The organism is Chitinophaga sp. (assembly GCF_039596155.1).
Taxonomy (GTDB): Bacteria; Bacteroidota; Bacteroidia; order Chitinophagales; family Chitinophagaceae; genus Chitinophaga.
Window position 1 is genome coordinate 158,541 of the sequence record NZ_JBCNKF010000003.1, and the last position, 22,537, is coordinate 181,077.

Here is a 22,537-nt window from a genome sequence, read left to right on the forward strand (position 1 = left end):
CAGTCATGCCATATCACTAACAGGTTTCATACTATCAGCGAACGCTTTTCAGAAAATCGTCCAGCTCTTTGTCATAAATATTGACACGTACAATTTTTCCATCCCGGTCTACCAGCACATTTGCAGGAATCGCACTGAGTTGCAGGAATTCAGCTAACGGGGAGCTGGTACCTTTCAGATCACTAACCTGAAACCAGGGCATTTTGTCGTTTATCACGGCGATCTTCCATGCTTCCGCCGCCAGATCCAGTGAAAAGCCGACCAGTGCCACGTCTTTCCTTTGCAGCAGTGGTGTCATCCCTTTTAGGCGTTCATTTACTCTTCTGCAGGGGCCACACCAGCTGGCCCAGAATTCCACAAGGGTATACTGTTGCTTTTAAAAGAATGCTTTGTCAGGCATTACCTGTTTGAGTGAAGTATCCACAGCAACAGTGGCAGGGAAGATGTTATCTGCCATGTATTTCGATGATGGTTCGTTGACTTTTGATTCCCTGGAGGCAATCATGCGACTATAGAAATTTGCTGTTTTTTGTTTTAGTGTCTGTTGAATTGTTGATATGTCCATTAATTCTAAATTTTAACTGGCCTGCAGCATCTTTAATGAAAAATATCATCAGCCATAAACAAATCCACCGGGCGATTCGTGTCATAATTATTTCGTTTTAGATTGCTTCCTTTTATTACCCGGGTTTAAAATGAAATATTTTAAATCTGCTACACTATATATTTCCGGTAGTTGACATTCATTTACAAAAAAGGTGGATATAAAGAAGAATCCCATTTTGTACACCATTCATGCATGGCGGCTATCTTTTCTCCCTGGTTGTGAACTGAGCCTTTTAATTTCATGATTGCTTCGCTTTGGGGCCGGTAGGAGATAAGAATCAACATGAGCATACGTTTTTTCGGGTCAGGAACTGTAATCACAAAAAAAAGTTGGCAGATTCCAGAAATATTTTACATTTGCAACCTCGATAGCAGGGGAATTAGCTCAGTTGGCTAGAGCGCTTGCATGGCATGCAAGAGGTCACCGGTTCGACTCCGGTATTCTCCACTCATGGGACAAGTCTGAAATTGTAAGGCTTGTCCCTTTTTTATTTCCTTTGAATATCCCGTCAATAGTGTATATGATCCGGAGTCATACTACAATTTACCAGGACTGCCATTTATCGCAAGATTCCTATTTTACAATGTGTCCCCTCATATGATGTTCATTTGCTCCATGAGATAAACAGCGCTCATTTTCTGGCAAATACCATCTTTTAATTTATAGTCGAAATGCAGGCGTTTGTCATCTATTTCTACTTCAAAACATTGATTGCGCAGAAAGAGAGGATATTCCATTACCATTTCACTGATTGTAAGGTCATGTGTGGCAATAATACCATATACTTTAAATGCAGCCAGTTTGCGGATCAGGCTACTTGTGCCACGGTGTTTATCGTTTGAATTGGTGCCGCGTAATATTTCATCGAGGATTACAAAAGTGGGTTGTCTTGTTTCTACCTGGTCTATAATACGTCTCAGCCTTCTGAGCTCTGCAAAGAAAAGCGATTCACTGTTCTGCAGCGAGTCGTTAATCTTCATGCTGACAAATATTTCAAAAGGGTAAAGGGTACAGGAGCTGGCACATAATGGTGCGCCCATCCTCGCCAGCAGCAGATTGACGCCAATGGTACGCAGAAAGGTGCTTTTGCCGGACATATTCGAGCCGGTGAGGATGGTAAACTTCCCTTCCTGGAAGCTTATATCATTGTAAACACGCTTATCTTTCCGGATCAGCGGGTGACCGGCATCTTTTATTTCCAGCATGGGTTTATTACTCAGTTGCGGAAATACGAAAGACCTGTTGTTGCAATAGAAATTGGCCAATGAGTTCAGGCTATCCCAGGTGGCAATCACTTCCATCCACAGCGGAACATTTTGTGCATAACGTGAACGCCATTTTTCCAAAGACAACATAGTATGCAACGCATCCAGCAATAAGCCATTCAGCAGGAGACTACCAAAAATGTTCTGTTGGGAATCGAACTTGCTCAATACACGGGCAAGCTGGCTAATGGCCTTCCCGGCAGAAGTATGTTCTGTAAAAATACTTTGTCTCAATGCTTGTAAACGGGAAGACTGGAATGATTCGCTTTCAATCGCTTTGAGAAGATGGCTATAAGTATTGAATATTTTACTTACTCCTTCGAGAGCAAGATATTCTTTTTTAAAACGTTTCAGGTTCAGGCCAACGAGTAGCAGGTTCAGTAGAAAAAATGTGAGGAAGGTGAAATAATATTCCTTGTGTGTGGTAAGGAGCATTATAAGGAGGGTTGCCAGTGTGATAGCTGGCAGTAGATAAAATAGAATAACGTTTATCTTTTTCTTTAGATAAAATTGCGGCGCATTCAACCAATCATTAAAACTCCGCCGGTCTTTTTCTGTGGAGACATGCAGTCTGCCGAAAGCCGTAAAATGCTGGCGCCATTCAATATGATCTGCCAGTTCTGCTACAGCAGCCTGTTCTTCGTGAATACCGGTTACCTGCTGATGAATGAAACGTTGGGCTAGCGCCTGTTTCCCAATGAGCGTACCTGTGCGGTTCATATGTTGGAAAAGAGAGTTGCTGCCAAAGACATCGAGGTCGAATGTGTAAGCGTGTTCGGGGTCAATGAATTCTTCACCGGCTTCAAAGTTCAGTATGCCTTGTTCTACATAAGCAATTTCGTCTTTGTTGATCTTAATAAGCAGGCGCAGATGATCAACACGTTCTTTATTCTTACCAAATTGTTTGACAAGCAGAAAGAATAGCACAAGAAAAATACCAGCAGCACCCAACAGCCAGTACTGATCTTCTTTAAAGTAGTAATAAAGCGCTACACCGCTGAAAATGATTGAAAGCAGGCGGGTAAAACTGATTAGACGTTGCTTATTTAATAGGGTATCTAAACGGCCCTGATAAATTTTTTGTAGATCCTCGTAGGATTGAATAGTGTTCATACTGGAATACGAAATTAATGTTGAAGTGTAACATCATTCCCGCTAGGAATAAAAATGATGGGTTGACAACGTCAATTCTGAAAGATACTGGATATACCAATAGCAGAAAAATTTATTTGGTACTGTTACATCGGGTCAACCACCGAAGAGCATGCGTATTGATTTGCTCGGCAGGATCAGATAATGATAGATGAGTAAGGTAATTGTGTAGGTCACTATTGTCAGTATAATAAATTTGAAAAATGCCGGTAAGGTCCATTGTACTACAAAATAGGCAGCACTCAGCAGGATCGTCTGATGTAATATGTATACAGATAAAAAAGCTTTGGAAGCATATTGAAGTGTAGGATTGATGGTAGTCAGATAAGTACTGGCATATCCTATAATAGCCAGTGTCCAGCACCAGGCATTGAACCCTCTCCATACGTCCAGCAGGCGTATAACATCAGCAGATTGCTGATGCGGAGAGAAATATCCCAGTATATAAGGGATATAATAACTAAGTACGCCTGCTATTGCCAGTATGAATGCTGGCTGACGGCAGCGCAATACCGCAGCCTGTAGTGGGGGAGAGCGCATGATAATAAATCCGTAAAGGAATACGATACTAAGATGCAGTACATTGGCCCAGTCACTCACGAGATTCTGATTGCCAAATGGGAAATAAGCCCTCAGAAAGTATTCCACCAGCATTAGTGGTAGGGCCCATCCAATTAAAAGATAAGGCGCATGGCTGATATAGCAGAAAACCCTTTCTCCGAAATGTGCCCGGTTCCTGATATAGAGGCAAACTGGCAGCAAGAGCAGGGAAATGACGAACAGGTAAGCTACGTACCAAAGTTGTGCCCAGGTAAGATTGCCTGAAGGATAGATGCCATCTGCCAGGTGTTTATAAAATGCAAGATAACCTGGTTGTATCTGGTGTTTTTGTAATCGCTCTACATAGACTTGTGGGGGAATGACCACGAGCATACCGAAGACTAGTGGTAAGAGCAGACGTGTAAAGCGCGACAGGAGATATTGTCCCGCGCTGCGGTATCGAAGTGCAAACGTTGCTGCTGACCCTGATATAAACATCAGCACAGAGAAATACCACATGCCTATTAGTTCATTGAAGATGTTGTAGCCTGAAAAAATGAGATCATTCTTGATACCAAAATGGGCCGGGCCAAAGATCATTGCTGCATGATAAGGCACCAGCAATAATATGCAGAGTATTTTAATCCAGTCGAGATAGTAATGGCGTGGTGCTGGGGATGTCATAGTGAATGGATTTTTGACCGCAGTCTCAGAATGTGATTTTAAGTGCACGCAGAATGTCCAGGCCATTTGAGTACAAAAGCAGGCCGAAGATTAACAACATACCCGCGAGCTGGGAATATTCCATCACTTTGATATGTGGCTGCCGGCCGGAGAACATTTCATACAGTAGGAACATAATATGCCCACCGTCCAGTCCAGGGATGGGAAGTAAGTTCATAAAGGCAAGTATAAAAGAAAGAAACGCAGTAATGCGCCAAAAGCTCAGCCAATTCCAGCTGGAAGGAAACAGGCTGGCAATGGAGCCAAATCCACCCAGGCTCTCAGATAATTTAATATCACCAGAGAACATCATTTTTATTTGGCGGATGTAGTCACTGAGTGCATTGATCCCCATCCTGGTGCCTTCTGCCAGGGCGGCTGAAAGTGAATAGGTCCTGACGTCGTATGTAAATATTGATTGCAGGTTAGGTGAAGAAATGCCATAATCCTGGTCAGCTACTACAGGAATACGGATCTCCCGGGATTGCCCCTTTCTTGATACCTGTAGTTGTAATGTTTTTTCTTTGGTGTTTTGCAATTGTTGCTGAAATTCATGATAGTAGGTGACAGGAATGCCGTTAACGGACAATATTTTATCGCCAGGAAGCAGGCCACTTTTTTCCGCAATACTTTTCGCAGTTATTGTCCCCGTCACCGCTGGTATACGGGGCGCTATAAAATTCTGCCCTTTTGCGTGGATCAGTTCCCTTGGTAGAGAAGGAGAAAAGGCAATATCCAGTTGTTGTCCGTCACGAAGTACCTGCATGCTATGCGCTTCTCCCAGTATGATGCTTTTGGTGATCGTATTAAAGTCCTGCACCGGTTCTTTATCCAGCGATATGATCTGATCTCCATCACGAAGACCAGATTCCCTGGCAATTGTACCTGCTGAAATGCCATAGGTCAGCTGATGTGCAGGAAGGGTTTGTTTCCCCCAGTACCAGGCGATCATAGTATAGATCAATATGCCAACCAAAAGATTAACGAGGATTCCGCCGGCCATGATAATAAGTCTCTGCCATGCAGGTTTGGATCTGAATTCCCAGGGCTGTGGCGGTTGTTGCAGCTGTTCTGTATTCATTTGTTCATCCACCATTCCTTCTATCTGTACATATCCTCCCAAAGGAAACCAGCCAATGCCATATTCCGTTTCCCCTCTTTTGAATTTCAGCAGGGAAAATTTAAGCCATCCTGATACGGGGAACAAAAAGTCAAAGAAGAGATAAAATTTACTCACCCTTGTCTTGAATGCTTTGGCAGGTACAAAGTGTCCCATCTCGTGCAATACGATTAACAGTGAAAGCGAAAGGATGAAAGATCCCCATTTTACCAGTGCGGTTTCCATATACGTATCTTTTTTTGGAGTTAAGGGTTAAACTTATTAGTGTACTAAAATAAAAAAAATAATCTGGAATTAAATTAATACGCTTACTTTAGACTACGAATGCGAATATGATATAACCATTAACCTCATCTCCATGTTGACCACCATAATAACTGCTATAATCTGCAGTAGTATAAGTAGTTTCCTGATAGGCAGAATTTATCTTAACCGGCTTTATGCCAGCTCAAACGCGGGGCATCGGCAGGCGGGTGTGATCCTTGCTACAAAAGAATTGTTTACTGCTGCACAGCAGGGAGACGACACTTTATTAGCAGCAATGCCACACAGACATCGTCATTCGCTGGGGGCTTTGCTTTTGCGGATGTTCAATGCCTACCAGGGGGAAGCGCTGAATGGCAGAGACGGTGTGCCTTTGTTAACCAGCCCGGACCATATAGATATCTGGTTTTTTTATGAGCAACATATTCGTCCGGTAAAAGTAGATATGAATAATAATTCTTTCATTGGGTGGCTTTCTTTTGTTCATAACGTAAAGTTGATGACTACAATATGGGATATCTGTCACATCGCTGAAGATATTATCACCAATCTGGCAGCTATGGACGCGATAGCTGTAGCGCAAAACAGCAGGTTGCCCTATGAGCGGCAAGGTGTACTATTAGTGTTCACAGCTGTTGATGAAAAATATGAACCATACCTGACAACACTCAGGCAGCAATATGCACAACTGGCGCAACGCTGGAACAGATGGCTGCAGCTGAATAAACTAGATGTACCCCGTGTAGCGGCTGCCTCTTTTGCAATATGATCCTGATAATAATTTTACTTATCACATATCATTTACTGGTATATTTAATTTGGAAATGACTTTTTAAAAATCTAATTTTAGAATCAACGCAGAAAGAGATCAGTATTCCATAACACTGAATGAATTTAACCCGAAAGCCCAAATATTAGACACAACATTTTACAATACCCCATAACGCGCCTTAATGAAGAAGATTCGTTTTCTCTATGGTACCCATTCGGATTTCAGTCAGGAATTGGATAAACGCGTGCAGAACTATTTTCGCGAAACCCAATTATCCCCTTTTGCAAACCCGGAATTGATCATCGTTACCATTTTGTTTTTGTTGTTGTACTTCGGTGCCTATACTGCTATTATCAGTAATCAGTTTTCCCGGGGATATATGTTATTATTCACGGTAGTAATGGGTATTTCCTTTCCCAGTATCTTTCTGAATATAGCGCATACAGCTGCCCACAAGGCTTTTAGTAAGAATAAACATGTCAACAAATGGCTGCTCACCTCTTTGGAGTTGATCGGCATGAATGCATACATCTTTGAGTACCTGCATAACAAAGTGCATCATACATTTACCAGTATTGAGGGGGTAGATGTCATCGTGGATGATTTTTCCCTTATCCGCTTATCAGAGAAACAACCGTATCGTAGAATGCATTATTACCAGGTATGGTATGCCCCATTCCTCTATCTGCTATTCAGTATTAACCTGGTGTTTTCAGGAGATTTTCAGTTGTTTAAACGGCAGCGAATGGGAAATATCTTTCCGGTAAATCATCCGCGTAAAGCTTTTGTGGCATTGTACGCTTATAAGCTGTTTTATGTGTTTTATATGTTGGTAATCCCAATGCTTGTACTGGATGTGGCCTGGTGGGAGGTATTACTGGGCTTCCTGCTGATGCATGCGATCGGTAGCATATTCTTTACCTGTATAGGGGTTTTGAATCACCAGATCGATGAATCAATTTTTCCCGAATTTGATGAAGACGGCTACATACATGATTACCAGAAGAACCACGAGTTGGCGGTTACCATTGATTTCTCTCCACACAGTAAATTGGCTACCTATCTTTTTGGTGGCTTTAATACACACGTAGCTCATCATCTGTATCCCGGTATTTGCCACTGTCATTACCCGGCAATTACCCGTATTGTAAGTGCCACCGCCAGGGAATATGGCCTGGCCTATAAATCATTTTCTTTATGGGGGGCGATCGGTTCGCATTTTCGTTATCTGAGAAGATTGTCTGTCCCACCGGTATTGCGCACTGCTGCTTGAAAAAAATAACTGTTTGATATCACATACTTTTCTGTAGATGCCCGTGTCTTATTTACAGAAGTATGATTGTTTGACACTCCCAAAGTGGAATAAATTGTTACGCTTTGAAAACACTAGTGAATCTCCTGTCCAGGCGAGCGGAAAACTGCGCTGACCAACTGTTGTATAGTTTCCTGGATGCTTCGTGTGATGTGAAAGAATCATTTACTTACCAGGCCTTTATACAGCGGGTAATTGCGCTGGGCACGCAACTGAAAATGCAGTCCCTGAAGGGAGAACGTGCTTTATTGTTCTACCCTACCAGCGCCGATTATGTGATTGCTTTTTTTGCCTGCCTGTACGCCGGTGTTATTGCTGTGCCATTATATCCGCCGCGGAAGAACCGTTCAATTGATCGTATCGCTGCCATCATTAAAGATGCGCAGCCGGCGGTCATCCTTTCAACAACGGCGATTGCTGAAGATACCAGAAGCCAGTTTGTGAATACAGCATACGGCGGAATCAGATGGATCGCAACTGATACTGTGCAGAAGGAACAACACTTATTATGGCAGCCGGCAGACATTGCTGAAGATGACATTGCCTTTCTGCAATATACTTCCGGTTCTACAGGGCAGCCCAAAGGTGTTGTCCTTACACATCAGCAATTGCTGGCCAACGAAGAAATGATTCACGAATTCTGCGGACGAGTGACAGCACCAACATTGATCAACTGGTTGCCACTTTATCATGATATGGGATTGATCGGGAACCTGTTATATGCCCTTTATGCAGGCGGTAATGCCTATCTGCTTTCTCCTTTTGATTTTTTACAAAAACCTTTCCGCTGGCTGCAGGCTATTTCCCGTTACCAGGGCGATTTTAGCGGCGGACCTAATTTTGCATACGAAGAGTGTGTGAAACGAATTTTGCCGGAACAGCTCGCGCAGCTGGATCTTAGTTCCTGGCAAATGGCTTTCAATGGCGCTGAAACGCTTAGCGCTGATACCCTGGCGCGTTTTGCAGATACCTTTGGTCCGGTGGGATTCAACAAGGCCGCATTCAAACCCTGTTACGGTATGGCGGAAGCTACCCTGATCATCTCTGGTCTTAAACCTGCCAACCCTCCCGTACTTTATACTGCCGATGCTGTGCTGCTGGAAAAACATGTTCTGAGAGCTCCTGCGGCGGAAACCACCCAGCGCGTACAACTTGTTAGTTGTGGCAGACCGGTATTTCAGGAAGTGATAATCACCCACATTCAGGATGAAGAAACATTGCCGGAAGAGCAGGTGGGAGAGATATGGGTACAGGGCCCACATGTAGCCCGTGGATATTGGAATAATGAAGAGATGACTGCCGCTACTTTTCACGCATGTTTAAAAGATGGCCGCGGTCCATTCCTGCGAACGGGCGATCTCGGGTTTATGAAAGATGGGGCCTTATATGTAACCGGTCGTAAGAAAGAACTGATCATCATCCGTGGAAGGAATATATATCCGCAGGATGTGGAGCGGGTTGCAGGTCATGCACACGAAATGCTGGAATCCGGGTCAGGTGCTGCGTTTTCTGTAACGGAAGCCGGCGTGGAAAAACTCGTTGTTGTTTATGAGCTGAAAAGGCAGTTCAGTAACCATACCGATACGACGCCTGCTATTCAGGCTGTACGGGCAGCCATTATTGCCCATTTTGATATTCCTCCCGCTGCCATCGTGTTGATACGAAAGGGCGCTTTATTAAGAACGTCCAGTGGTAAAATACAGCGCAATGCCTGCAGGCAGGCATTTCTATCTGACAATGGCCTCGAGGTAGTGGCCGCATGGCGGGAAGGAAAGAGCATAAAAAATGCTGTCGCTGCTCCTGAACCTGCGCTGACCGCAAAAGAAACAACGATCAGCTATAGCATCATTGTAGAGTTGTTGAAAGAAGCGATCGCTGCATACGCAGGCATACCTATTCAGAACATCGGGGAACGTGATACTTTCGAACAGCTTGGTCTTGATTCTATGGGTGCTGTACAGGTTGCAGCTGCCCTGGAACAAAGTGCGGGACTGGCTGTGATACCTACGATGGTGTATGACTATCCCAACATTTCTGCTTTGGCAGCTGCGCTGGCTGGCATGGAACTTACTCATTCCGCTTCTGTATCCGACACATTGTCTGATCATCTTCCTGATGGGCCAGTCGCTATTATAGGAATGGGTTGCAGGCTGCCGGGCGCAGATGGTATTGACGCTTACTGGGAGTTGCTGCAGAACGGAAGGTCTGCAATTTCAAAAGTGCCGGATGAGCGATGGTTACTATCGGAAGATGATCGGCGCGAAGTAGGAGAGATGGTGAGCGTTGGCGGGTTCCTGGAAGATATCACTCATTTCGATGCAGCTTTCTTTGGTATTACAGATCCGGAGGCAAGAAAGATGGACCCGCAGCAAAGATTGTTACTGGAAATATCCTGGCAGGCATTCGAGCATGCCGGTATCATCCCATCCATTCTGGCAGGTCAGCAGGTCGGTGTTTTTGTTGGTATCAGTGCTGCCGACTACTCCCGGCTGCATGTAGGCACCAAAGACCTGGACAGTTATTACGGTACTGGCAATGCAGGCAGTATTGCTGCTAACCGTTTGTCTTATTACTATGACTTCAGAGGGCCCAGTCTTGCGATTGATACAGCCTGTTCTTCCTCGCTGGTAGCCATCCACCAGGCTTGCAAAAGCCTGCGGCAGGGCGAATGCAAACTGGCATTGGCGGCGGGTGTAAATGTTATGGCATCGCCCGATCTTTCAATTGTATTTGCTCGGGCAGGTATGTTATCTCCTGATGGTATTTGTAAAACATTTGATGATGGTGCAAATGGTTACGTACGTGGAGAAGGAGCGGCGGTTTTGTTATTGAAACCACTTTCTGCTGCCGTCAGCGATGGAGACACGATCTATGGTGTTATTCGTGGAACGGCTATTAACCAGGATGGCAGAAGTAATGGTCTTACCGCACCTAACGGTCCTGCACAGGAAGCTGTGATCAGGGCTGCACTTGCTGATGCTGGCATTACCCCCCTGCAGGTAAATCTGGTAGAAGCACATGGCACTGGCACATCCCTGGGAGATCCTATTGAGATGAATACACTCCTGAAAGTGTACACTGCAGATCGTGATCCAAAGTATCCTTTTTATGCCGGCGCGGTGAAAACAAATATCGGTCACCTGGAAGCCGCGGCTGGAATTGCCGGGTTGCTCAAAGCCTTATTGTGTTTACGTCACCAGGTCGCAGTTCCTCATTTACATTTACAGGCACTTAATCACAAGATCACCGATCCCGGAGAGCGCTGTGTGATACCCCAGGTGCTGACTCCATTGCCTGCATCCGGCAAACCCTTGTATGCCGGTGTCAGTTCTTTCGGTTTTGGCGGCACGAATGCACATGTTATATTGGAGGGAAGGTTACCCACGGTAGCTGTGCCGGCAGATGAAAATGAACCCCTCCTGGTTGTACTAAGTGCGGCAGACCAGCAGGTGTTGCGGGAGCAGGTTAAACTTTTACAAACCTGCCTGCGGCAACAACCCAAGGTAAGTTTGAGGGACCTGGCAGGATCGTTATGGCAGGGAAGAGAACGATTAGCTTATTGTAGAACATTTATTGCCACCAATATTACCGAATTGCAGGAAAAGTTGCAGGAGTACCTGGAGCTTCCCGAAGAGTCACCTGTATCCAAAAAATGGGCATCATCAGTTCCCCGTTTGTGTTTCCTGTTTACCGGGCAGGGAGCGCAGTATGAACAGATGGGGCGGCAGTTATATGAAACAGAAGAGGTATTCCGGCTTTCATTTGACCAATGCAGCCGTTTGCTGGAACCAATGATAGGTTTGTCACTGACAAAGTTGTTATATGAGGAAAAGGACCAGGAACGGATCCATCATACCGCTATCACACAGCCTCTGCTGGTGGCTTTCGAAATCAGTCTTGCCCGATTATGGGCGTCCCGGGGAGTGGTACCACAGGCAGTGATGGGACATAGTGTAGGTGAGATCGCTGCCGCACATATAGCCGGTGTGTTTAGCCTGGAAGACGCCTTGTTGTTGATTGCCTATCGTGGTCGTTTCATGCAGGCTTTGCCGGCAGGTGGACAGATGTGGGCCGTATCAGCCCTCGCCGACGTTGTGTTACCTATCCTGCAGCCATTTGCCGGTGAAGTAACAGTAGCAAGTTTTAATGCACCCCAGCAGCTGGTTATTTCCGGACATCAGCAGGCGCTGACTGAACCCCTGAGATTACTGGCTGCGCAAGGTATTCGTACTGTACAACTAAAAGTTTCCCATGCATTTCATTCTCCGTTGATGCAGCCAGCGATGGCGCCATTCCGGGAAAGCATTAACCAGATAAAATTTAATATGCCACGTATCCCCCTATTGTCTAACGTGACAGGTACGTGGGCAGATGAAAATATATGCACACCTGATTACTGGGTGCAGCACATCCTGGCGCCTGTCCTTTTTTCACAGGGTATAGCAGGCATTGCCGGGTCCTTTGATATATGTTGTGAAATCGGGCCGCATCCTGTGTTAACCGCGCTTGCCCGGCAATCTCCCGCCGGTGGTCAGCTGTTATTGTTATCCGGCATCATCAAGGGGTCAGACAATCGTATTGATCTGCTACGCAGCTTAGGTGAGCTTCACGCCGCAGGGTATCCCCTGGACAAAACAAAGTTATATCCGCCGGGTTCTTTTAACCGGTGTGCATTGCCTGTGTATCCATTCCGGAAGGTGCGTCATTGGCTGGATACCAACAGGGGAGCTATCGCTCAATCATTGCCGGCTATACAGGCGCCGGTCGCAAAGGCAGGGGAAGTGCTTTTTACAAAGACCTGGGAGTTATCGCCGGTGGCAGCCATTCCAAAGGCAAAACACCGGGAGCAGTTGCTGATAATCTTCACAGATCAGCCGTTGCCGGTGCAGCTGTTACAGCAGGGTGGGATCGATGCCGATAGCGTATGCCTGGTGGTACCCGACGCCCTGATGGCTTTATCAGAGGGGGCAGACCATGAGTTATATTCACTGGAAACGCTGGATAAAGAAGGATATAATGGATTTTTACAGCAGTTAACAGGATCGGGAAAAGTGCCCTGTACATTGTTGGTGGCCATGAACGCTGTCCCTGTCATGGATGATGATCCGGCGGCAGTTAATGGCTTTTTGCAGCTAGCCGCATTACGTTTATCAAAATTACTGACAGCCATCAGTCAATGTTCTTTTCAGGCAGATACTACAAGACTATTGCTGGTAACTCCATTCGTTGAAATGGTAAAACCGGGTTTAAACATATCCCCGTCACTGGCGGTGCTGCATGGCATGTTACGGGCAGCCCAGCATGAGCTGCCGGAGATCCATTGTCGCAACTGTATGATCAATGTAGAACAGGTACCAGCATGGGAAAAGATCTTCACAACGGAACTGGCTGATACGGTTGCAGCTGAAACCGAAGTTGCTTATGTAGATGGCGAACGCTGGGTGGCTCGTTTACGGCAAAAGAAAATGCCCGTGCAATTGACACCCGGGGTAAAAGGAGATAAGAACGCATGTTGGTTGATCACAGGTGCGAATAGTAGTTTGATAAAAGACCTGGTTGCCTGGTTAACCAGTTGCGGTGTAAGACATTTTCTGCTGGTAAGCCGCGGAATGCCCGTTGCTGATCAGCTGGAGCAGCTGCAGGCGCTCATACATACGGCAGATGGCAGTGTGCGTTGGTGTTGTGCGGATATTACCCGCCATGGCGTGGTGGAGACATTAGAACAGAACTTACGTGAGACAGGCAGACCTTTGCAGGGCATTGTGCACCTGGCGGGTATGCTAAAAGATATGCCGTTGTTCCAGTTGTCTCCTGATGACCTGGAGCAGGTATTTGCCCCCAAAATAACTGGTACACTGCATTTACATGCATTGAGCCTGCACCATCAGCCAGCATATTTTATATGTTTCTCTTCTCTTGCGGCATTGTTAGGAGCGCCCTACCAGGTGAACTATGCAGGTGCGAATGCTTTTATGGATGCATTTGCAGACTGGCGTATAGCGCAGGGCTGGCCGGCAATCAGTGTCAACTGGGGACCGTGGGAAGGGGAGGGAATGGCCAAAAATGCCGCTGTACATAAATTGGGAGGTGTTGAAATACTGCATAAAACTTCTGCAGCACTTAACTACTCAGTGCTGGATCTGGCGTTGGGGGTAAAGATTCCTCATCCGGCAGTGATTCACTTTGATGCAGCAGTGGCAGCCGAATGGGCGCCGAAAACGCCGTTCTTCCAATATCTGCAGGAAGGTTGGCAACAACAGGGAAAAACCGCTGTGACTCCTTCCGGTACACTGATGGAGCGATTGCAGGTGGATACAGAGGAGGCGCTGGAAGCTAAGATCAGGCAGATCATCCTGCGCGAACTGAAGGAGATACTGGTGACCAATACGCAGCATCCCGTGAATACGGAAGACACCTTCTTTGCGTTGGGTATGGATTCGGTCATGACCGTCAGTTTGCAACAGCGGCTGCATCGGTCATTGCAGGTGAATTTCTCAGTGGCAGCTGTTTACAATTATAACACAGTCAGCAAACTGGCTGCTTTCATTGCTGGTAAAGCCGAGCAGCGCGTTACGAAGCGTATGCGTCCCCCTCATCCTCCTGTCTTTACTGTAAAGGTGCCGAAACTTCACGAGGTGGAAGCCATGTCTGAAGAGGAGGCACTTATTTTATTAGAAGACCTATTGCATGCAAAAAATATCTGATCCTATGGCAAATAGTACAGACAAAAAAGATTCTTCTTTGGTAAAAAGGGCCCTGACGGCCATTTATACGCTGGAAGCAGAGATCAGCCAGTTGAAAGCAGCGACTGGTATGCCGATAGCTATTATCGGAGCGGGCTGTCATTTGCCCGGAGGAGTAGAACATCCTGCTGCGCTGTGGGAACTGTTGATGCAGAAGAAGGATGCCGTGACTGAGATCCGTGATGCCCGTTGGGATAGCCGTGAGGTATATGACCCGAATCCTGCGGCGGCAGGTAAAATGTATAATACCAAAGCAGGATTCGTACATGATGTAGACAAATTTGACAATGAATTTTTCAATATCTCTCCCCTGGAGGCAATCATGATGGACCCCCAACAGCGCCTGGCCCTGCAAACTGCCTGGCATGCGCTGGAGGATGCAGGTATTGCCCCTGATAGTCTTGTTGCCCGTCGTACAGGTGTTTTTATGGGGATGGGGCAGCATGACTATGCTTATCTAACCACCGGGCTTACTGGGTTGTATAATGTAAATGCTTATTATGGAATAGGCAATGGGCATTGTTTTACACCTGGTCGCATTTCTCATCTGCTGGGTCTGAGAGGGCCTTCTGTTGCAATGGATACTGCCTGCTCCTCTTCTCTGCTGGCCATACACATGGCATGCCAGAGTTTGCGTAACGGGGAGTGTGAGCTGGCACTGGCAGGAGGTGTACAGCTAATGCTGTCGCCGTTAATGAGCATTTACCTGTCCCGAACAGGCGCTTTATCCACCAGTGGTTCTTGCCGCACTTTCAGTGCGGATGCAGATGGTTTTGTGCGGGCTGAAGGAACGGGGATCGTTGTATTGAAGAAGCTGGACGCTGCATTGGCAGACGGTGATCGTATTATGGCGGTAATCAGGGGTGGAGCTGTGAACCATGATGGTAAGAGTAGTGGTATTACGGTGCCTAATGGCCTGGCGCAGGAAGAACTGGTGCGTGACGCTTTGCAGGCCGCCGCAGTCCTGCCGGAGCAGATCTCCTTTATAGAGGCACACGGCACAGGTACACCTTTAGGAGATCCGATTGAATTAGACGCATTGCAGGCCGTATTCGGCAGGGCCGCTGATGATCAGCCCTTGTGGATCGGTGCTGTGAAATCAAATATAGGGCACCTGGAGGCCGCAGCAGGAGTAACTGGTCTTATAAAAGCCTCGATGGCGCTGCAGCATCGGATATTGCCTCCGAATATACACTTTACAGCGCCTAACCCCCAGTTTGACTGGTCTGATGCAGCTTTGAAAGTACCTGTTCAGGCTACCCCACTGGATGGGCCCTCGCCATTGGCTGCTGGTGTCAGCGCATTCGGACTCAGTGGTACGAACGTCCACCTGGTGCTGGAAGAAGCTCCTGCGGCTACTGTCGCTACTCCACTTGATCTGGCATTTCACCTGGTCACCATCAGCGCAAGGGACATCACTGCTTTACTACAAAAAATACTGGATTTAAGGGACCATTGTATTGCTCACACAGATTTGTTATTGCACGATATTGCCTTCACTTCTAATACCGGACGTCAGCACTTTCAGTGCCGTACTGTATGTATGGTCAGCAACTTACAAGCGTTACAGGATCTTCTCTCTTCCCTTTCTACGGCCGCCGCCATTGAGCTGCACAATGAAAAAATGATACAGGCAGCAGGAACTGTTACGGGTATACAAACGGATATCTTCTTCCGGCAATGGCCGGAAATATCATCTGCAGAGCAGGAGAAGCAGGCGTTATTGCTCGCCGGCCGTTATGTGAAGGGAGACACATTATCATGGCAGGTTATTTACAGCGGGTGTAATTATAAAAAAGTCGTGTTGCCTCTCATGCCGTTTAAACGGCAACGCTACTGGATTGATATGCTGCCCGGAGTAAGTCACAAAAAAGTGGCGAACAACGGAAATGGCGCAGCTGATCATCAAAGAATGGAAAAGTACCTGTTTGATTATACCTGGATACCTTTTGCGCAGGAGCAGAAAGTGGTGCAACCCTCAGCCACCAGAAGGATCATTTTCTTACAGGACGTGGCTTTACAGCTGCGGTGGCAAAAGTTATCTGCCCAGGCAGGCGGGGAGGACTTCTTTGTCTACTTTGGCGAAGATTGGCGCCATGAGGAAAATGTGTATACCATGAATCCCACCAGCAACGCTCACTGGCAGCAACTGAGGGCAGCTTTTATGGTAAACGGTCAGCCATTATCGGTGATATATCACAGTACAGGCCAATACTTTGCAGCGTTGCAATCTGCGATGCCCACACCGGCGTTTGCAATGTTTCAGCTGCATACACTACGATTATTGATGCAGGAGTTGATCAGTACGTCTACCAACGTGCGGCTGGCAATTGTTACGGATGCAGCTGGTGACGCCTGGCATCAGGCCGGCGTGACAGGCTTCTGTAAATGTATGGCATTGGAGCAGCGTGGTCTGCTGCATGGTATACTGGAACTGAATGAGGTGTTGCCAGAGCCCGAATGGCAGGCAGTGCTTTCCCGGTTCCTGTCAGACACAGGGGAGCCCCTGATCGCATATCGCAACAGCAGCTGGTGGGTACCAAGGGTACAAGCGGTCAAATCTCTTTCACAGCCTACATCTATAGTAATGGATCCCGGAGGGGCCTACCTGGTAACCGGCGGTATGGGGTATCTTGGACTGAAGGCTGTAAAATGGCTGGCAGAAAATGGTGCGCGAAAGATATTCATCAGCAGCCGTCAGGGAACCTGGAGTAATGAAGGTCGCACGTTAGCGACGTTGTTACAACAGCAGGGTGTACATGTCTGGGTGGTGAAAGCAGATGTTACATCAGGAGAGGAGGTCACTGCGCTGATACAGGAGATTCAGACACTTGCTGCTGTTAAGCGGATCAGTGGCGTCGTGCATGCGGCCGGAGCCGGCGGGTTGACGACTATTGCTGCCATGCAGGCATCTACACTGGAAGAGGTCTGTGGCCCAAAGATAGCCGGTACCTGGTGGTTGTATGAACAGCTGAAAGCGGTTCCTCCCGACTTTTTTATTGCTTTTTCTTCTATTGCCGCTGCCTGGGGTGGGCGTGGGCAATCTCATTATACGGCCGCCAATCAATGGATGGAAGCACTGCTGCTTTCCTGGCGCACACAAGGTTGTCAGGCAGTCAGTGTGCGTTGGGGACCCTGGTTTGGTGGTGGTTTAACCTCCAATGAAGACGCTGCACTATTGGAAAGTATCGGCGTCACAGCTTTCCCTGCCTGGCAGGATATGCATGTGCTTAATACTATCCTGGGCAGTAATCATATGATGCCTTTAGTTGTAAATGCTGTATGGCCGCGTTTACGCGAATTGTTTGCTTCAGCAGGACAGGCCGCTCTTTTTGACCTGTTGCCAATGGATGAACCCCGTGAACTGAGCACCACTGCGACCCCGGCTCCTTTGATACACGAATTGAAAACCCTGCCACTTTCGGCCGCTACAACGGCTTTACAACAATTGTTGCAAAAAGAAGTGGCGAATCTGCTGGTGTACCAGGATAGGCAATTACCTGACCTGCACAAAAGCCTTTTTGACATAGGCATGGATTCGCTGTCGGCTATACAGCTGGCAGATCGCATCAGGCAACAGTTAGGGGTGCCAATAAAGGTGACCGGCATTTTTGAACAGCCTACTTTATCAAAACTAAGTACTTACCTGCTTCAGCAGGTAAGACAGACTGGCGCAGCAGCGCCTGTGCCTCAACAGGTGCTGGCAGAGCTACCTCCCCAACCGCCAGCGCTGCGGACTATCCGTAATAGCAATCATCCGGTTGATCTGTTGATTGCACAGATCAGTTCGAAGATTGAAATTTTAGAACAGCCCCTAAATTAAAATACATGGAGCAGGAAACACTATCTATGCTGAAGGCCGCATTGCAGCAATTACAACAGTACAGGGAGGCGGAATTGCGGCTGCTCGAGCCGCTGGCGATAGTTGGAATGGCGGCTCGTTTCCCGGGTGGCCATAATCTGAAAGATTTCTGGCAGCAGTTACTTGCCGGCACAGACGCTGTTACCCAGGTACCTGCTGCACGCTGGCGTGTGCAGGATTACTATGATGCTATACCTGGTACACCCGGTAAGACCTATACCATGGAAGGTGCTTTCCTGGCAGATGTAGATCTGTTTGATGCTGCCTTTTTTGGTATTTCTCCTGTAGAGGCGTTGGCGATGGATCCTCAGCAGCGCCTGATGCTGGAAACAACATGGCGGGCTTTTGAGGATGCCGGTTTTTTGCCCGGATCAGCGCCGGACACAGGGGTGTTTGTAGGTGTATCCGGTACCGAATATGTAGAGTTATTGAAAACAGCAGTTACAGACGCCCGTACTTTGCCTTATTTCAGCACAGGGAATGTGCTCAATGCTATTCCCGGCAGAGTGGCCTATCAATTCGGATTTAAGGGCCCCTGTCTGGCTGTAGACACGGCTTGTTCCTCTTCGCTGGTTGCATTGCATCTGGCGTGTAAAAGTGTACGGCAGGGAGAATGCAGGCAAGCCGTGGTGGGTGGCGTGAACCTGCAGTTGCTGCCCTTTAATACGATAGCAGTATCTCAAACGCGGATGCTGTCTAAAGATGGCAGATGTAAAGCCTTTGATGCTTCGGCCGACGGTTATGGTAGAGGAGAAGGATGTGGCACCGTGATCATCAAAACCTTATCAGATGCTATCCGCAATCATGATCGTATACATGCTTTATTGCTGGGTAGTGCCGTTAACCACAATGGTGGTGGCAGTGGCTTCACCGTGCCGGACAGTATTACACAGCAAAGACTGATGCGTGCTGCAATAGCTGATGCCGGGGTTGATCCGGCTCATATCGGTTATATCGAAGCACACGGCACCGGCACCTCCCTGGGAGATCCCATTGAGTGGTCAGCGATGGCTGCTGTATATGGCACCACTCCCGGCCGGCAGAAACCCCTGTATACAAGTACTGTAAAAACAAACATAGGGCATCTTGAGGCCGCAGCGGGTATTGCAGGTCTCATCAAAACGGTGCTGACCCTTAAACATGGTATTATTCCCGCGCATTTACATCTCCATGATCCCAATCCTCATATTGCCTGGTCTGTAGGATCAATGGAAGTGCCTTTAAGCCGGCAGGACTGGGAAGAAAATGCGCACGCCCGATTAGCTGCCGTAAGTTCCTTTGGCTTCAGCGGTACTAATGCACACGCCATCCTGGAGGCTGTACCTCCGGTTGCGTTACCATCTCCCGGTGAGGAGGAGTCTGTCTCCACATTATTAACCTTCTCCGCACATACGCCGGAGGCATTAAGAGAGCAGGTACAGCAATGCCTGGAACGGCTACAGCAGCCACTGCAGGTATCTATATCGGTGTTTGGTAAAGCATTGCAGCGACTTAATCCGGACCGGGAGTATCGCAAGGCATTTACGGCCACTCAGCCTGATGGGTTTGTGTCGCAGCTAACAGCATTCCTTGCAGAAGAAGTTGTTGCGCCATTGCCGGTCAAAAGGCAGCCTGTGCTATTACTGTCAGGCTACGACAGCAGGCAGGCGGTCCATTATCGCAGGTTATATGCCGAACTGGCCGCTTTCAGGGTTTTAGCAGACAGGTATTTCTCCTTGTTGCTTGTTGATCATCCCGATGAGTCATTGCCTGATATGTCGCCGGTAGCTACCACTATATTCAATCGCCGTAGCACCTTTGTACTTGAATATGCACTGGCAAATTTGTTACTCTCCTGGGGATTGACACCTGAACAGATTTATGCGGTAAATGATGGACGTTATACCGCCGCGGCCGTTGCCGGGATATTGTCACCTGCTGCGGTATTACAAATAATCGACGCTCATACCAATGGATCAGTGAACCCTGAACTAATAGACAGGCTGGCTTCACAGCTATCTGCTGAAGTACTGTTTCCTGTTAGGGGTATAGGAGGGGAACTGACCACACTATTGCAGCGGCCAGATTACTGGCTGGCCCCCTCTTTCCCGCAGGAAGAAAAGATCTCTGCTCACACGCTTACGAATGATCAACTATGGATAAATATCGGTCAGGAGCAGCCGGCAACGGCTGCTGCCTGGCCTGTGCGGTCTGCTGCTGAGGTAATGTCCCTCACCGGGCATTTGTATGAATGTGGATATCCTATCCACTGGCAGTCAGTGTATGAGCATGTACCTGTCGCGGTACTGGAAGATATGCCTGTATATTCATTTCAGCGTCAACGCTACTGGCCGGCAGTACCCGTGGAAGAAAAAGTATCGGCATTACCGGTCTATGATAAACAATGGGAACCAGTTGTCCCTGAGATGCCGGTGGCAAAGACTACCCTGCTACAGCAATGCTGGGTATTGCTTGAACCAGGCGGGCATAGTGCAGCTGCAGCTGCTTTATCTGCGCAGGGACTTGCTTTTGTACAGGTATCTTATCATCCGGGCCCTGCAGGGGAAAGCATTTATAAGCTGAAAGATGGTAAGACCGGACAGCTGAAAGAATTGTTGCAGGATATCAGTACAGTCTTCGGAGAAGTGACAGGATTGATTGATATGAACCTTTTGCATTTGCAGGGTGTGGTGGATGGTTATGATGGTATTACCAGTACCGCGCAATATTTGAAGAGCCTTACTATACAGTTGAATGAACTTGATATACCCAAATTGGAAGTGGTGCTTTGCACTTCCGGAGATGAGGGTAGTGGTGATATGGTAAGCGCTGTGGCTGCCGCCATCTGCCGGGTTATGAATCATGAACTGGCATTGTGCCAGGTACGGCATATCTCTTTGCCGGTTACTGTAAGTACGGCAGAGTGGGAGCAGTGGGGCTATGCGATTTTACATACGAAAGAAACTGAAATCCAGATAAAAGAATCGGCTTGCTGGCAACCGGTATTTGTACCTGCAGTATTGTCATCTGCAGGTGATGCCGCCTTATTCGATGCCGCAGCAATGTACCTTGTAACGGGCGCCAGTGGCGCTATCGGACAGCAATTATTGGAATGGATGATAGCGCAGGGAGCCCGGCATCTATTGTTGGTGAGCCGGAATGGCTATACTACCCCGGAACAGCAGCTATCATTACAGCGATATCGGCAGAATGGTGTAGCTGTAACAGTATACCAGGCAGATGTTTCCGATGAAGGCCAGGTCTGCAGGTTGTTACAATCACTTCATACATCTCAGGGGCCTGTGTTAAAAGGTATTTTCCATGTGGCTGGTATAACGGATGATGATCTGCTATACCGGCAGGATGCTGCACGGTTCCAGTCGGTATTAGCTGTCAAAGCTGCTGCTGCCTGGCATCTGCACAAGCATACCCAGTCGTTGGCATTGGATTATTTTGTGATGTTCTCTTCTTCTGCTTCTTCTCTTGGCATATCCGGACAAGGTAGTTATGCCGCAGCTAATGCGGCACTTGATGCACTGGTGCGGTACCGCCGGGCCAGGTCCCTGTCTGGACTGAGCATCTGCTGGGGGCCATGGGAAATCGGGATGACCACCAGGCTGTCACCTGCCTATAAGCAGTTACTGGCTGCCAACGGCGTAGGTATTATTAGTCCTGAAGCGGCATTTAGTGCGCTTGCAGCTTTACTTCGAAATCCATCCATGAAAACACCATTGGTAATTGCCGCTGACACGCAGGCGCTTAATAAGGTGTTGCAGGCAGGCGTGGGCAATACCAATCTATCTGCCGGCAGCCGGCGCATAGCGCTTCCGTTCTTTGAAGACCATCGGGCGGCTTATAATTGGATGTTGCAATATCTGCGGGAAAAGATGGTCGCCATCACCGGGCTTTCTTCATCACAGTTGTACTCAGATCAGCCGCTGGTATCGCAGGGATTAGACTCCCTGATGGCCGTACGTTTGCAACAACAGGTGGCGGATGATACAGGGTGTACCATACACATTGCAGAGGTGCTGCAGGGTGCTTCTCTTGTTGTACTTGCCAAAGCGTTATGTCAGCAACTGGAGAAGCCAGCGATAGATGTAGCTGCTATCGGGCATATCACTGCCGGAGACGTGGAAGGCATAACAGACGATAAAGTGGAAGCATTACTAAAAAATATGTTAGGACACTAAGCAAC

General features: G+C 47.6%; 9 protein-coding genes, 1 tRNA gene and 1 pseudogene. 6 read left to right on the plus strand and 5 right to left on the minus strand.

Annotation, left to right across the window (positions count from 1 at the left end; genetic code table 11):
* Nucleotides 1–34 precede the first annotated feature (34 nt).
* Together ABDW33_RS04335 and ABDW33_RS04340 are read right to left on the minus strand one after the other, a co-directional pair.
* A pseudogene (locus tag ABDW33_RS04335) lies at nt 35–361 on the minus strand (thioredoxin family protein); the annotation flags it as partial.
* Nucleotides 362–376: 15 nt separating this feature from the next.
* Nucleotides 377–565 carry a hypothetical protein gene (locus tag ABDW33_RS04340; RefSeq protein WP_343688837.1) on the minus strand — a complete coding sequence of 63 codons (189 nt, stop codon included), beginning with the start codon at nt 563–565 and terminating at the stop codon, nt 377–379.
* A 415-nt stretch (nt 566–980) separates the two neighbouring features.
* Between ABDW33_RS04340 and ABDW33_RS04345 the strand changes: the two genes are divergently transcribed.
* Nucleotides 981–1,054, plus strand: a tRNA-Ala gene (locus tag ABDW33_RS04345).
* Nucleotides 1,055–1,200: 146 nt separating this feature from the next.
* Here ABDW33_RS04345 and ABDW33_RS04350 read toward each other — a convergent pair.
* From ABDW33_RS04350 to rseP, 3 genes are all read right to left on the minus strand, one after another.
* Nucleotides 1,201–2,985: a DNA mismatch repair protein MutS gene (locus ABDW33_RS04350; RefSeq protein ID WP_343688838.1), complete on the minus strand. Its 1,785-nt coding sequence runs from the start codon at nt 2,983–2,985 to the stop codon at nt 1,201–1,203.
* A gap of 135 nt (nt 2,986–3,120) precedes the next feature.
* Nucleotides 3,121–4,248 carry an acyltransferase family protein gene (locus ABDW33_RS04355; protein WP_343688839.1) on the minus strand — a complete coding sequence of 376 codons (1,128 nt, stop codon included), beginning with the start codon at nt 4,246–4,248 and terminating at the stop codon, nt 3,121–3,123.
* A gap of 25 nt (nt 4,249–4,273) precedes the next feature.
* Nucleotides 4,274–5,632: an RIP metalloprotease RseP gene (gene rseP, locus ABDW33_RS04360; protein ID WP_343688840.1), complete on the minus strand. Its 1,359-nt coding sequence runs from the start codon at nt 5,630–5,632 to the stop codon at nt 4,274–4,276.
* Between the two features lie 133 nt (nt 5,633–5,765).
* On the opposite strand from rseP, the gene ABDW33_RS04365 reads away from it, so the two are divergent.
* The 5 genes from ABDW33_RS04365 (at nt 5,766) to ABDW33_RS04385 (ending at nt 22,532) form a co-directional block, all read left to right on the plus strand.
* Entirely contained in the window at nt 5,766–6,440 is a 675-nt protein-coding gene (locus tag ABDW33_RS04365) for a hypothetical protein (RefSeq protein WP_343688841.1), read from the plus strand.
* A 184-nt stretch (nt 6,441–6,624) separates the two neighbouring features.
* Nucleotides 6,625–7,716: a fatty acid desaturase gene (locus ABDW33_RS04370; protein ID WP_343688842.1), complete on the plus strand. Its 1,092-nt coding sequence runs from the start codon at nt 6,625–6,627 to the stop codon at nt 7,714–7,716.
* A gap of 104 nt (nt 7,717–7,820) precedes the next feature.
* Complete coding sequence (locus tag ABDW33_RS04375; RefSeq protein WP_343688843.1) at nt 7,821–14,459, plus strand: SDR family NAD(P)-dependent oxidoreductase; 6,639 nt, start codon at nt 7,821–7,823, stop codon at nt 14,457–14,459.
* A 4-nt stretch (nt 14,460–14,463) separates the two neighbouring features.
* Nucleotides 14,464–18,321 (plus strand): SDR family NAD(P)-dependent oxidoreductase, encoded by a 3,858-nt coding sequence (locus ABDW33_RS04380; protein ID WP_343688844.1) that lies wholly within the window; start codon nt 14,464–14,466, stop codon nt 18,319–18,321.
* Nucleotides 18,322–18,326: 5 nt separating this feature from the next.
* Nucleotides 18,327–22,532: an SDR family NAD(P)-dependent oxidoreductase gene (locus ABDW33_RS04385; RefSeq protein WP_343688845.1), complete on the plus strand. Its 4,206-nt coding sequence runs from the start codon at nt 18,327–18,329 to the stop codon at nt 22,530–22,532.
* Nucleotides 22,533–22,537 lie beyond the last annotated feature (5 nt).

What these genes read in the sequence shown, in the direction of transcription:
- ABDW33_RS04340 (WP_343688837.1), bottom strand. Translation starts at nt 565, where the DNA reads ATGGACATATCAACAATTCAACAGACACTAAAACAAAAAACAGCAAAT.
- ABDW33_RS04350 (WP_343688838.1), bottom strand. Translation starts at nt 2,985, where the DNA reads ATGAACACTATTCAATCCTACGAGGATCTACAAAAAATTTATCAGGGC.
- ABDW33_RS04355 (WP_343688839.1), bottom strand. Translation starts at nt 4,248, where the DNA reads ATGACATCCCCAGCACCACGCCATTACTATCTCGACTGGATTAAAATA.
- rseP (WP_343688840.1), bottom strand. Translation starts at nt 5,632, where the DNA reads ATGGAAACCGCACTGGTAAAATGGGGATCTTTCATCCTTTCGCTTTCA.
- ABDW33_RS04365 (WP_343688841.1), top strand. Translation starts at nt 5,766, where the DNA reads ATGTTGACCACCATAATAACTGCTATAATCTGCAGTAGTATAAGTAGT.
- ABDW33_RS04370 (WP_343688842.1), top strand. Translation starts at nt 6,625, where the DNA reads ATGAAGAAGATTCGTTTTCTCTATGGTACCCATTCGGATTTCAGTCAG.
- ABDW33_RS04380 (WP_343688844.1), top strand. Translation starts at nt 14,464, where the DNA reads ATGGCAAATAGTACAGACAAAAAAGATTCTTCTTTGGTAAAAAGGGCC.
- ABDW33_RS04385 (WP_343688845.1), top strand. Translation starts at nt 18,327, where the DNA reads ATGGAGCAGGAAACACTATCTATGCTGAAGGCCGCATTGCAGCAATTA.